Source organism: Casimicrobium huifangae (assembly GCF_009746125.1).
In the GTDB taxonomy this organism is placed as follows: Bacteria; Pseudomonadota; Gammaproteobacteria; order Burkholderiales; family Casimicrobiaceae; genus Casimicrobium; species Casimicrobium huifangae.
The window spans coordinates 3,712,192-3,725,356 of record NZ_CP041352.1; the positions used below are offsets into that span (position 1 = coordinate 3,712,192).

The 13,165-nt window shown below is 61.7% G+C and carries 8 protein-coding genes; 3 read left to right on the plus strand and 5 right to left on the minus strand.

The window, feature by feature from the left end; translation table 11 throughout:
- Positions 1–13: 13 nt before the first annotated feature.
- Complete coding sequence (locus tag FKL89_RS16770; protein ID WP_162527560.1) at positions 14–2,143, minus strand: protein-disulfide reductase DsbD family protein; 2,130 nt, start codon at positions 2,141–2,143, stop codon at positions 14–16.
- Between the two features lie 260 nt (positions 2,144–2,403).
- Between FKL89_RS16770 and leuS the strand changes: the two genes are divergently transcribed.
- The 3 genes from leuS (at position 2,404) to holA (ending at position 6,910) form a co-directional block, all read left to right on the plus strand.
- The gene (leuS, locus tag FKL89_RS16775; protein WP_156863881.1) at positions 2,404–5,064 is read left to right on the plus strand and encodes a leucine--tRNA ligase; all 2,661 of its coding nucleotides are present in this window, start codon (positions 2,404–2,406) and stop codon (positions 5,062–5,064) included.
- 126 nt (positions 5,065–5,190) lie between these two features.
- Positions 5,191–5,784 (plus strand): LPS-assembly lipoprotein LptE, encoded by a 594-nt coding sequence (locus FKL89_RS16780; protein WP_156863882.1) that lies wholly within the window; start codon positions 5,191–5,193, stop codon positions 5,782–5,784.
- A 112-nt stretch (positions 5,785–5,896) separates the two neighbouring features.
- On the plus strand, positions 5,897–6,910 hold the full coding sequence (holA, locus tag FKL89_RS16785; RefSeq protein ID WP_156863883.1) for a DNA polymerase III subunit delta: 1,014 nt from the start codon (positions 5,897–5,899) through the stop codon (positions 6,908–6,910).
- A 224-nt stretch (positions 6,911–7,134) separates the two neighbouring features.
- Here holA and FKL89_RS16790 read toward each other — a convergent pair whose 3' ends face one another.
- From FKL89_RS16790 to FKL89_RS16805, 4 genes are all read right to left on the minus strand, one after another.
- Positions 7,135–7,839 carry a 16S rRNA (uracil(1498)-N(3))-methyltransferase gene (locus tag FKL89_RS16790; protein ID WP_162527561.1) on the minus strand — a complete coding sequence of 235 codons (705 nt, stop codon included), beginning with the start codon at positions 7,837–7,839 and terminating at the stop codon, positions 7,135–7,137.
- 122 nt (positions 7,840–7,961) lie between these two features.
- On the minus strand, positions 7,962–8,762 hold the full coding sequence (locus FKL89_RS16795) for an alpha/beta fold hydrolase (RefSeq protein WP_156863885.1): 801 nt from the start codon (positions 8,760–8,762) through the stop codon (positions 7,962–7,964).
- The gene (locus FKL89_RS16800) at positions 8,759–10,051 is read right to left on the minus strand and encodes an O-acetylhomoserine aminocarboxypropyltransferase (protein ID WP_156863886.1); all 1,293 of its coding nucleotides are present in this window, start codon (positions 10,049–10,051) and stop codon (positions 8,759–8,761) included. Before FKL89_RS16800 ends, FKL89_RS16795 begins: the two co-directional genes overlap by 4 nt.
- 375 nt (positions 10,052–10,426) lie before the next feature.
- Positions 10,427–12,295 carry an HD-GYP domain-containing protein gene (locus FKL89_RS16805; protein WP_156863887.1) on the minus strand — a complete coding sequence of 623 codons (1,869 nt, stop codon included), beginning with the start codon at positions 12,293–12,295 and terminating at the stop codon, positions 10,427–10,429.
- Positions 12,296–13,165 lie beyond the last annotated feature (870 nt).

Genomic DNA, 13,165 nt, shown 5'->3' on the forward strand with positions numbered 1-13,165 from the left:
CGTCCTGCGGCGCCTACAGCGCCGCCAAAGCCTCTTTGACGATACCCGTTGTCAGCAGTTCCGGCAAGAGCTGCGCGGGTTTGCCGGGGGCGTGCAGCACGTAGACCGGCACACCGGAGCGGCCCATCGCGGTGAGTGCCTGAGTAATGCGTTCGTCGCGGTTGGTCCAGTCGGCGCGCATCAGGGTCACGTTTTTGGCAGCAAATGCCTGCTCGATCTCGGCGCGAGTGAGCACCAGCCGCTTGTTCGCCTGGCAGCTCACGCACCATGCCGCCGTGAAGTCCACAAATACCGGTTTGCCCTCTGCGTTCAGTTTGGCGACAGCGGCGGGATCCCACGGCTGCCAGTTCGCGCTACCGGATTTGCCGGTCGCCGCCGAGGTCGCCGTCTGCGCCGGCTCGCCAGCCGGCCAGGCCAGCACTGCGGCCACCAGTGCCGCCGCAACGCCGACCCAGCGCACTGTGGGGCGCATCGAACCAATCAGCCAGGCGCCGAACGCGAGCCCGACCAGGCCCAGCAGCCCGATCGCCGCACCATCCGCGCCAGCCTGCAGCGAGAGCACCCAGACCAGCCACACCACGGTGACAAACATCGGGAACGCCAGCACCTGCTTGAAATTGACCATCCACGGTCCCGGTCGCGGCAGCTTGTCCAGCCACTTCGGGAACCACGCCAGCAACACGTAGGGCAACGCCATGCCTAGTCCGAGCGCGGCGAACACCGCCAGCGCTGCCGCCGCCGATTGCGTCAGCGCGAACCCGAGCGCGGCGCCCATGAACGGTGCCGTGCACGGGCTGGCGGCGATCACCGCCAGCACACCGGAGAAAAACGCATCAACACCGGGATGTTTTGCCTGCATCGACAACAGCGACGACGGCGCCAGCTGCCCGACCTCGAACGCGCCCATCAGGTTGAGTCCGATCAGGAAGAAGATCACCGCCAGCACCCACACCACACCGGGGTTCTGCAGCTGGAAGCCCCAGCCGACGGCGCTCCCGGCGCCTTTCAGAGCCAGCAGCGCGCCCGCGAGCACGAGGAAGGAGAGCACCACGCCGACGGCGTAAAAGATGCCGTGCTGGCGCATCTGCTTCGCGCCATTCGCGGCGCTGCCGGAGTGCTGCGCGAACGACAGAATCTTCAGCGAAAGCACCGGGAACACGCAGGGCATCAGGTTCAGGATCATGCCGCCGACGAAGGCAAGCGCGAGGGCGGACCAGAAGGTGAGATCGGTGCCACCTGACGTCGCGCCGCTGGCAGCGCCGGTTGCGGCCAGCGCCGTTGCGCCCGCCGGTAGCGCGAAAGCCGAGGTTGAAACCGTTGCCAGCGTGTTGCCTGACAGTTCGCCTTTGGCGCCCACCGGCGCCCCGACCGCAGCCAGCAACACCGGGAAACTATCCGTCAGTTTGGCCCCATCCACCAGTTTGAGCTTCACCGCGTAACCACGCTCGGTCCGGTACACCTGCTGCACGGAGGGATCGCTGATCTGCTCCTGTACCGGGAATACATCAAGCCCGGTCAAATTGCCCGTGTTCGCCGGTGCCGTCACGTCGAGCCAGACTTCCCGCGTCGGGTTCGGTGCGGCATATAGCGTCGCCTTCCACGCGCTGGCGTCGCCAGGCTGCGCGGCGCGGGCCGCGACAAAGCGGGCAGCGGCAGGCCCAGCAGGCGCGTCCTTGCCCTTTTCGCCCACTGGCAACGTCACGGCCACCTCGCCCTCTTCCGGGATGCACACATCCTTGCAGACCAGCCACTCGGCCTTGCCTTTCAGCGTAATGCCGTCACCTGGCTTCGCCGAAGTTGGCACGCTCACCGTCAGCGGCAACACCACCTCGCCTTCGTAACCGAAGTTGATGATCGGCCCGGTTGCGAGCCGCTTCGGCGTCGGCCAGTCGAATTCACCCACACCATAACCAGCTGGAACCTGCCAGGTGATCTTGGTCGGATACCCGGAGTCGCCCGGGTTTTTCCAGTAGGTATGCCAGTGCGGTGCGTGCTTGATCGACAGGCCGATGGTGTTCTTCTCGCCCACCACCAGTGCCGTCTTCTCGGCGATCAGTTCGACCTCGGCGTGTTCGGTTTTGATCGGCGCGGCCTGCGACAAGCCGGCGAAAAGCAACGCCAACGCCACGGCCCACGTCGTCATGCCCGCGAAGGCGGGAATCCGGCGTCGTGCTCGACCGAAGGTCAAATTGGAAAAACGTGGCGTCATGGTTGAAGGGATTCAGTGAGGTCTGGATTCCCGCCTGCGCGGGAATGACAAAGCAGCGACATTGGGAGGCGGACAACGTGAGAGCGGACAGCCGCGTTTTTGGTTCCCGCGACGCGAGACCCAGACCCTTACAATTCAAGGGTTTAGAGCCAATTTTAGTGCGCCGCCGCAGCGTCGTGGCGCACGAGCCTGTCATGGAACCCACCTACAACCACAAGGCGGTCGAAGCCGCCGCGCAATCGCATTGGTCCGCAACCGATGCCTACAAGGCCATCGAGAACGACCCGCGCTTCCCCAAAGGCAAGTATTACGCCTGCTCGATGCTGCCGTATCCATCGGGCAAACTGCACATGGGCCATGTGCGCAACTACACGATCAACGACATGATGTACCGCCAGCTTCGCATGCGCGGCTACAACGTGTTGCAGCCGATGGGGTGGGACGCCTTCGGTCTGCCGGCAGAAAACGCAGCAATGAAGAACGGCGTGCCGCCGGCGAAGTGGACGTACGAAAACATCGCGTACATGAAGAAGCAGATGCAGTCGATGGGCCTCGCCATTGACTGGTCGCGCGAAATGGCCGCCTGCGATCCTCACTACTACAAGTGGAACCAGTGGCTGTTTTTGAAGATGCTCGAAAAGGGTATCGCGTACCGCAAGACGCAGATCGTGAACTGGGATCCGGTCGATCAGACCGTGCTCGCCAACGAGCAGGTGATTGACGGCCGCGGCTGGCGCACGGGTGCGCTGGTTGAGAAGCGCGAAATTCCGGGCTATTACCTCAAGATCACCGAATACGCCCAGGAGCTGCTGGACCCGGTTGCCAATCCCGACAGCGCCGACTTTCTCAAGGGCTGGCCGGATCGCGTGCGTGCGATGCAGGAGAACTGGATCGGCAAATCCGAAGGCGTGCGCTTCGCTTTCCCGCATGACATCAGGGACGCAAGCGGACAGCCGATTCAGGACGGCAAGATGTACGTGTTCACCACGAGGGCGGACACCATCATGGGTGTCACCTTCGTGGCCGTTGCGCCGGAGCATCCGCTGGCGGTGCGCGCAGGGGAGTTGAATCCTGCGCTGGCGGCGAAGATCGAAGCACTCAAGGCTGGCGGTACGACCGAGGCCGAGATGGCGCTCAAGGAAAAAGAAGGCGTCGCGACGGGCCTGTTCGTGACGCACCCGCTCACCGGCGACAAGGTTGAGGTGTGGGTGGGCAACTACGTGCTCATCACCTACGGCGACGGCGCCGTGATGGGTGTGCCAGCGCATGATGAGCGCGATTTTGCATTTGCCAAGAAGTACGGTTTGCCCATTCAGCAAGTCGTCGCACTTGGCAGCAATGCTTTTGACACGGTTGCGTGGCAAGACTGGTACGGCGCGAAAGGCGATGGACTCGCGGTCAATAGCGGCAAGTACAACGGCCTCAAGTTCAAGGATTGTGTTGACGCAGTCGCCGCTGACCTCACAGCCATTGGCCTTGGTGAGAAAAAAATCACCTGGCGCCTGCGCGATTGGGGGATTTCGCGGCAGCGCTACTGGGGCACGCCGATTCCGATCATCCACTGCGATGAGCACGGCGCGCAGCCGGTGCCGTTTGATCAGTTGCCGGTGGTGCTGCCGGAAGATTGCATTCCCGATGGTTCAGGCAATCCGCTGCACAAACACGAGGGCTTCCACAAAGGTGTCACTTGCCCGAAGTGCGGCAAGCTCGCGCGTCGTGAAACCGACACCATGGACACCTTCGTCGATTCGTCATGGTATTTCATGCGGTATGCATCCCCCGGCAACAACGAGGCGATGGTCGATGCGCGCAACGACTACTGGATGCCGATGGATCAGTACATCGGCGGCATTGAGCATGCAATTTTGCATCTGCTCTACGCACGCTTCTGGACGAAAGTCATGCGTGACGTTGGACTCGTCAAGTTCAACGAACCGTTTACCAAGTTGCTGTGCCAGGGTATGGTGCTCAACCACGTTTACTCGCGCAAAAACGCGAAGGGCGGCATCGAATATTTCTGGCCCACCGACGTGGAAAACACCTTCGGCGCCGACGGTCGTGTGACGGGCGCCAAACTCAAGAGCGACGGCAGCACCGTGGACTACGGCGGCGTGACGACGATGTCGAAGTCGAAGAACAATGGCGTCGACCCGCAGGACTTGATTGAACGATACGGCGCCGATACCGCGCGCCTCTATATGATGTTCACGGCACCGCCGGAAGCCACGCTGGAGTGGAACGACGCGGCCGTGGAAGGCTCGTGGAAGTTCCTGCGCCGCGTGTGGGCCTACGCACACAAGCACGACGCCGCACTGCGTGCCGGAATCGCGGGGCCGCGTGATGAATCGAAGTTCAGCGACGCCGCGAAGAATCTGCGTCGCGAAATTCACACCACGCTCAAGCAGATCAATTTCGACTTTGAGCGCATCCAGTACAACACGGTGGTGTCCGGTTGCATGAAAGTGCTCAACGCACTGGAAGCAGCTGACGTCGCGGCCGTCACGCCGCCGGCACTGGCGGAGTGTTTCTCGATTTTGTTGCGCGTGCTCTACCCGGTGTGCCCGCACATCACGCAAGCGCTCTGGCAGGAGCTTGGCTACGAGACGTGCTGCGGCGCACTGCTCAATGTGGCGTGGGCTGATGTTGACGAAAATGCATTGCAAAGCGACACCATCGAACTCGTGCTGCAAGTCAACGGCAAAACCCGCGGCGTGGTTGTGGTGCCATCCGGTGCCGACAAGGCCGCGATTGAGGCGGCAGCGGCCGCTTCACCGGACGTGGCGAAGTACGGCGAAGGGCGCGCACCGAAGAAGATCATCGTCGTGCCCGGAAGACTGGTTAATGTCGTCGTTTAGGACGTCGCGCGGCTCTGCCGCGCCAGGACGACGCTCGCTGCGCTTGCCAGGACGACGGCCGCTGCGCGGCCTAGGACGCGAGGTTGGCAACGGGCACTGATCAGGCAAGCGAACGAGAATAGTTGAATGAAGAGAAATTTCTCCCCAGCATTGCGTCTTAGCGCGAAGCGCGTCGTCCTGGCAAGCGCAGCGAGCGCCGTCCTGGGTCGCGTAGCGACCGTCGTCCTGACCTTGGCGGTCGCTTCCTGCGGCTTTCACCTGCGCGGCGCGGCGAGCTACCCGTTCCAGAGCGTGTACGTGCAGGCGCCAACGACCTTTGGGGTCGGAACGCTGACGGTGGCGGGGGCTGGTGCCCCGGTGGTGCCTGATGTGATTGCGGGCCTCAGCCGTAACGGCATTGCCCTTAAATCGAAAATCGAGGATGCGGACTTCTCGGTGCGCTTCCTGCAAGTGTTCTTCGACAAGCGCGTGCTCTCGCTTTCCGGTGGCGGTCGTGCGCGCGAGTTCGAGCTGGAATACCGCGTGCGCTACGAGTTCGTCGACGCCAAGGGACGCCTGTGGGGCGAGCCGGGTGAAATCACTATTCGCCGCGACTTTTCGTTCGCCGAATCGCAGGCGCTGGCGAAAGAAGCCGAGGAACGCCAGCTGGTGCGCGACATGCAGCTCGATGCGGCGGCGCAGATTTTGCGGCGCTTGCAGTCGGTGAAGCGACCGACCTGAGCCCGGCGCAACAGCTGTAGGAGCAGCTCCGCCGCGACTGTTGGCGCGACGTTAACCATCAGTCGCGGCCCCGCGCCACTGCGCGCCCTGTCCGCGCTCCTACAATTCGGTGATGCTCGTCTCACCCGACAATCTCGCCTCGAAGCTGCACGACGGCCTCAAGCCGCTCTACCTCATCCACGGCGAAGAGACTCTGACCAAGCTCGAAGCGGCCGACGCCATCCGCGCGGCCGCACGCAAAGCGGGCTACAGCGAACGCGAGCATTTTGTTGTCGAGGCGCATTTCGACTGGAGCCTGGTCACGCAGTCGAGCGACAACCTGTCGCTGTTTGCGACACAGCGCATCGTCGAAATCACCATCAACACGGCCAAGCCTTCGGTGGATGCGGCGGAGTTCCTCGCTGGCATCGCGGCCGATCCACCACCCGACACGCTCTTCATCGTCATTCTGCAGAAGCTTGATCGTGCCGCGACCGACAGCGCATGGTTTGCGGCTTGTGACCGTACTGGGGTGACAATCGCGGCGCCGCTGGTGGAGCGTGACGCGTTGCCGCGCTGGGTGAAAGCGCGACTGACCGCGACCGGTTTTGACGCATCGCGCGAAGTGATTGATCTGATCTGCGAGCGCTGCGAGGGCAATCTGCTCGCAGCGAAGCAGGAAATCGAAAAGCTGTCCCTGCTGGTCAAGCCCGGCAAACTGGATGTGGACGATGTCCTCGGCGCTGTGGCTGACGTGGCGCGCTATGACGTAGGCGAGCTCTCCGAGGCCTTTCTGCGCGGTGACTTGCCGCGTTACGGTCGCGTGCTCTCGGGCCTGCAGGCGGAGGGCGAGCAGGCGCCGCGATTGTCGTGGCAGCTCTCCGAAGATGTGCATGCACTGGGCAGCATCTTCATGGCGCGCCGCGCAGGTGTGCCGATGGTGCAGGCGCTGCGCAACGCGCGGGTGTGGGGCAAGCGGCAAAAGGCGATGGAAGTTGCCACCAACCAGATCGACCCGCGCCGGATCGCCACGCTACTCAAGCAGTGCGCCACACTCGACGCGCAGAGCAAGGGACAGGCGCCCGGCGACGCCTGGCTGACACTGGGCGGCCTCGCTGCGCTGGCGCATGGGGCGCTGGCACTTTAGCCGGGTTTGGCCAGCGCTAGCGAGCTCGCGCCTGCAGTCGTGAGGGTCGTAGCCGCGATGCAGCGTGAGCGGAATCGAGGCATTTTGGTCCAGCCAATTTGCCAGACTCACACACGCGGATCTTCGAGTCCACTTCGTTGCATCGAGGCTACAGATCGGCCCCTGTAGGAGCGGCTTTACCGCGACCTCTCACACGAACGCAGACGGCCGCGGCAGAGCCGCTCCTACAAATTTGCCAGCAACGCCATCGCGGCCACTGCGGCCGTTTCGGCGCGCAACACGGTGGCGCCGATTCGCAACTTGTGTGAGCAGTGCGCGAGCAACGTCTCACGCTCGTTAGGCGCAAAGCCACCTTCCGGTCCCACGAACACGTTCAGCGACGCGTGACTCACAGCCCTGGAATTTGCCTGTCCGAGATCGCCTTCTGCATCAAGCAAAACACTGATCGAGCCCTGCGTTTCCGACAACGCGTCACTCAACGGTATCGGTGCAGCAACGTCCGGAATGCGGTTGCGCCTGCACTGCTCGCACGCAGCGATCGCCACGCCGCGCCAGTGCTCGACGCGCTTCGCGACATCACCGGGGATGCGTTGCGAACGCTCGGTGTAGAGCGGTTGAATCGCTGCGACGCCCAGCTCGGTCGTCTTCTGGACCAGCCAGTCCATGCGGTCATTGGCGATCAGTGCGACGTAGAGGGTGACCTTCTGTACCGCTTCGCGTTCGATAGCGACGTGCTGCGCGGCAGTGACCACAACCTCGCGCTTGCCGATGCTGTTGATGGTCGCAGGCGTTTCGCCACCATGCCCATCAAACAGCACGATGCCATCACCGTCACGCAGGCGCAGCACTCGGACGTGCTGGGCAGCCTCGGCCGACAGCGTGAAGGTCGAGTCCGGCGCGACGGCCTCTGAGCAGAAGAAACGCGGCACGGTACTAATCCTGTGGCGAACCACGTAGCCTCGATGCAGCGCAGCGGAATCGAGGCATTATTGAATCGAACAACGCCAGCCCCTCGATTCCGCGTTGCTGCATCGAGGCTACGGAACGCAGTTCACGATGCATTGGCAAATTTCCACAACGCGCTCAACACTGCATCAGGCGCTTCGCTCGTCATGTTGTGCCCCGCATCGCGGATCGTCTCGGCGCGTGCGTTGCGCAGCGCGGCGAGCGCGCCCTGCGCAGCCTTTGGTGGGGTCATCATGTCGTACTGACCGATCAGCACCAGCGCGGGCGCGTTCACGGCAGCAGCCGCGTCGAGGCCGCCGGTGTACGCCTTGCACGCGGCGAGATCGTTGTGCAGCACGCCCTTTGCCATGCGGCGCATCAGCGCGAGGCTGTTACCCGGCAGCCATGACCCCGGCACCTTCTGGTTGTTGCCCAGGTGTCCCGCCGGCGCGTAGGACCAGTCGACGATCATGCGCCGCGCCTTTTCTTCGTTGTTCAGCGCAGCGTCGAGCAGTGCATCCCCCACCGCCATCGGCACAGCAGTCCCCACCAGCGCGAGTCTCGCGACGAGGTCAGCACGCTTCGATGCCAGCTCCAGCGCGGTCAGCGAGCCCATGCTGTGGCCAATCACGACGGCATTCTTCACCGGCACGGCATCAAGGCAGGCTGCTACCCACGCGGCCAGTTCGGGCACGCTGGTACACAGCGGCCCTTCGCTCTGGCCGTGGTCCGGCAAGTCTAGGGCGAGCACGTTCCAGCCGTGAAACGCGAAATAGCGCGATTGCAGCGACCACACGCTGTGATCGTTGGCAGCACCGTGGATGAAGACAACCGTTGGTTGCATGGCGACGAAGGCGCGAGTGCCGGTGTAGGCGTAGGCAGTGGCGCCGTTCACTTGAATTTTCATTTCGTCTTCTCCGCCGCCTTCAACGCCCGCGCCAGATCGTCGATCAGATCCTTGGCGTCCTCCAGCCCGATCGACAGGCGAATAGTGCCCTCGGTGATGCCAGCCTTTGCCAGCGCATCGGCGCCCATGCGCGAGTGCGTGGTGCTGGCCGGGTGAATTACCAGCGACTTGGCGTCGCCGACATTGGCCAGATGCGAGAACAGGCGCAGGCTGTCGACGAAGACCTTGCCCTGCGCGCGCGTGCCCTTGAGGTCGAACGAGAACACGGCCGTCGTGCCCTTCGGGAAGTATTTCTTCGCGAGCTCGTGGTCGCGATGCTCCGGCAGTTCCGGGTGGTGAATGGCGCCGACGAAAGCGTGCGAGCGCAAAAACTCCACCACCTTGCGCGTGTTGGCAACGTGCCGCTCCATGCGCACTGGCAGCGTCTCGATGCCCTGCAAAATCTGCCAGGCACTCATCGGCGCCATGCAGGCACCGAAGTCGCGCAACCCTTCGCGACGGCAGCGCAGCAGAAAAGCGGCGGTGGAAGATTCCTCGGCGAACACCATGTCGTGAAAGCCGTGATACGGCGCGGCCAGCGTCGGGAAGTTCGCGCGGCCCTTGTCGGAGAGCCAGTCGAAGCGCCCGCTATCCACCAGCAGGCCACCGATCACCACGCCGTGCCCCTGCAGGAACTTGGTGGCGGAGTGAAACACGATGTCGGCACCATGCTCGAATGGCCGGATCAGATACGGTGTGGTCAGCGTCGAATCGAGCATCAGTGGCACGCCCACCTCATGCGCGACGGCAGCGACAGCCTCGATGTCGATCAGCAGATTGCCGGGATTGCCCAGCGTTTCGCCAAAGAACAGCCGCGTGTTCGGGCGCACTGCAGCGCGCCAGGCGTCTACATCCCACGGGTCCACGAACGTCGTCTCGATGCCGAAGCGCGGCAGCGTGTAGTCGAGCAGGTTGTGTGATCCGCCATAGAGAGCGCGGCTGGCAACGATGTGACTGCCGGCGCCCATCAGCGTGACTATCGCCAGATGCAGCGCCGCCTGGCCGGAGGCGACGGCGATGGCGCCAATGCCGCCCTCCAGCGCCGCGATGCGTTCCTCGAGCACGGCATTGGTCGGGTTCGAGAGCCGTGAGTACACGTGCCCCGCCCGCTCCATGTTGAAAAGCGCCGAGGCGTGATCCGAGTCCTCAAACACGAATGACGAGGTTTGATAGATCGGCGTCGCCCGCGCGCCGGTCGCCGGATCAGGCCGCGCACCGGCGTGAACGGAAAGAGTGTCTAGCTCAAACATGAACAGACGTTCGACATTGACGAACGCGACGGTTGCTATGGGTAGGAGTTTACGGCGTGCGACCGCCGCGCAGTCAGCGGCGGAACGGCGGAACAAATCCGCGTCACGGCGCCGGAATTTTCAGTGGCATCGGTCCGGACGGATGCCGGACAAGAGCGACGCAGCTTCCAAAAGCGATAAAAATGCGTTGTATTTTTACAACAGTAAACGGGCAACTTTATCGACCGAATGGCGTCTGCATGCGGGCTAGAAGCACAAAATGGAAAAAGTCGGAAATACGGAAAATACCCTCTGAGCCCTTGATGAATGCGGCTTCGGGCAAAAAGCCACTCGCTCGCCGGCAGTCAAAATTGCGTCCGAAAAGGGCGCAGCGAATCACAGCAATTCGCCCGGTTGCAGCGGCTCCATCTCGTTGAGCATTTCGTGCATCTTGTCACGCGCCTGGATGAAGGTCGAATCCTTCCCGGCCTCGGCCAGATAGTCATCGAATCCATCGCCATGCGAACGGCGCAGATGGTTCACCAGCGAGAGGAAGGTGGTGACCATGCGCGGGTCGAAATGCGTGCCTGACGTGCGTTCGATTTCGAGCACCGCCTCCTCGTGCGTCCACGCATGCTTGTAGGCGCGGGCATGGGTGAGCGCGTCGTACACGTCCGCCAGCGCAGCGATGCGCGCCACCTCGGGGATGTTGTCGCCCTTGAGGCCGCGCGGATAGCCGCTGCCATCCCACTTTTCATGATGATGCAGGGCAATCTGCTCGGCTAGCCGGAACGCCGGATGCGAACACTGCTGCAGGATTTGCGCACCAATAGTGGTGTGCTTCTGCATCACGATAAATTCAGCTTCGGTTAAGCGTCCGGGTTTCATCAGCAAGCCATCGGGAATGCCGAGCTTGCCAATGTCATGCAGACGCGCAGCGAGCTCCACGTCCTGGCAGAACTTGTGCCCGAAGCCGAGTGCGTTCGCCAGCAGACCAGCCAGCTTGCCGACGCGATAGGCATGGCGGCCAAAGGCGTCCTCGCGAAGTTCCGCTGCGACCGCGAGACGCTCCAGAGCATCGCGGTAAAGCTGCTCCGGGACTTCGATTTCTTCCTTCTGCGAGCCGGGCACCTTCTGGATCGCCATGATGACCGCGCGCACGTCGTCCTTGCCCGGCATGGGAGTCTGGACGCGTTCGCGAATGGCTTCGAGTTTTCCACGTACAGCGGTCACCTGAGACTTGCCAAGGAATTCGACAAGCTCCCCCAAATAAAGAAGGGCACCTGCATGGTCGTGCCCCTTTTCGTAGGCCTTCACAAGGAGTACCAGATTGTCACGATAGAGACCTGGATGACTTCTCGTGTGCTTAAGCATCTCGAGCAATTTCGCCACCGCAACCATGAGACTACCGGAGTACACCTCCACAGCGGCCTCTGCGAGTGCCCGATTCATTTGCAGTCGAGGTGATTTGAAAGCATCGGATAGGCTACGGATCATCGCAAGACGCTCGTCTATTGTCGCGTCCTCGCGAAGGCCAATAGCACTCTTCAGCCAGGTCCCTTCGCCAATCACTCGATTCAAAACCCCATGGGCGTCTCTTGGCAGCCCCATTTTCTCGCACGCTTCGCGCGCAGACTCTGCTGCAAGCGAATAATGTTGAAGTGCCAATGCTGCGCTAGCCATGTTGGTCCTAGCAATCGCGATGAAGCTGGCACAGCGTGCGTCGGCCTTGAAGCGCTTGATCAATCGCAGCGCGACAGAAATCGTCTCGCGATACAAGCCCATCGTGTACAGCGCTGCCGTCATGTTGCCAAACGCCGCAGCCACGCCCATTTGGTCGCCTAGCTCGTGAGCAAGCACTGCTGCCTTGAGCGCGTATTCCACGCCCCTAGCAGGAATTCCGACATCGGTACTCATCAGCGCGTAAATGCTTGAAGCCCGACGCAACTCCGGTTTCAGTCCGTTATCAGTTGCGAGATCAAGTGCCCTTTCGACCATCGGAATCGCTTCGATCGATTTGCCCCTTGGAATGTGAGCAGCAGCGACGTCAAGCAATACGGAAATGCAATCTTGCAAGGGTTCAGGATGCTGACTGAACGCTATCAGACGCGCCGACTGTACAAGCAGTTTGAAGTCCTCATCGTTTGGCGACTTCAACATGCCTGCAATGTCAACGCGCAACTGACGAACAAGGTCAGCCAAGCCGTCGCTATCGAATTCAGTCACGCAGGCGTCTAACAGCCCAATGAGTGCTTGTCGTTCCATTTGTACTTACTCGAATGACGCTGTCATAATGAAACCACATTCTCCGCCAATCACTGGCTAAGCACAACTAACCCACCAATACGCATCTTCGAAAGCACTTCCATGGACAAGCAAATCGATCTCGCCCAAGCCGACAACGAATCTTCCTTTCTGCGCGACCTGCTCGACAACGAAGTCATTCTCATCGGCGGCGGCGAAGCCGTCGGCACCACTTACTAAGCATCAGAAAAGAGCCCCCATCATGGACAAGCAAATCGATCTCGCCCAAGCCGACAACGAATCTTCCTTTCTGCGCGACCTGCTCGACAACGAAGTCATTCTCATCGGCGGCGGCGAAGCCGTCGGCACCACTTACTAAGCATCAGAAAAGAGCCCCCATCATGGACAAGCAAATCGATCTCGCCCAAGCCGACAACGAATCTTCCTTTCTGCGCGACCTGCTCGACAACGAAGTCATTCTCATCGGCGGCGGCGAAGCCGTCGGCACCACTTACTAAGCATCAGAAAAGAGCCCCCATCATGGACAAGCAAATCGATCTCGCCCAAGCCGACAACGAATCTTCCTTTCTGCGCGACCTGCTCGACAACGAAGTCATTCTCATCGGCGGCGGCGAAGCCGTCGGCACCACTTACTAAGCATCAGAAAAGAGCCCCCATCATGGACAAGCAAATCGATCTCGCCCAAGCCGACAACGAATCTTCCTTTCTGCGCGACCTGCTCGACAACGAAGTCATTCTCATCGGCGGCGGCGAAGCCGTCGGCACCACTTACTAAGCATCAGAAAAGAGCCCCCATCATGGACAAGCAAATCGATCTCGCCCAAGCCGACAACGAATCTTCCTTTCTGCGCGACCTGCTCGACAACGAAG

What these genes read in the sequence shown, in the direction of transcription:
- FKL89_RS16770 (WP_162527560.1), bottom strand. Translation starts at nt 2,143, where the DNA reads ATGACGACGTGGGCCGTGGCGTTGGCGTTGCTTTTCGCCGGCTTGTCG.
- leuS (WP_156863881.1), top strand. Translation starts at nt 2,404, where the DNA reads ATGGAACCCACCTACAACCACAAGGCGGTCGAAGCCGCCGCGCAATCG.
- FKL89_RS16780 (WP_156863882.1), top strand. Translation starts at nt 5,191, where the DNA reads ATGAAGAGAAATTTCTCCCCAGCATTGCGTCTTAGCGCGAAGCGCGTC.
- holA (WP_156863883.1), top strand. Translation starts at nt 5,897, where the DNA reads ATGCTCGTCTCACCCGACAATCTCGCCTCGAAGCTGCACGACGGCCTC.
- FKL89_RS16795 (WP_156863885.1), bottom strand. Translation starts at nt 8,762, where the DNA reads ATGAAAATTCAAGTGAACGGCGCCACTGCCTACGCCTACACCGGCACT.
- FKL89_RS16800 (WP_156863886.1), bottom strand. Translation starts at nt 10,051, where the DNA reads ATGTTTGAGCTAGACACTCTTTCCGTTCACGCCGGTGCGCGGCCTGAT.
- FKL89_RS16805 (WP_156863887.1), bottom strand. Translation starts at nt 12,295, where the DNA reads ATGGAACGACAAGCACTCATTGGGCTGTTAGACGCCTGCGTGACTGAA.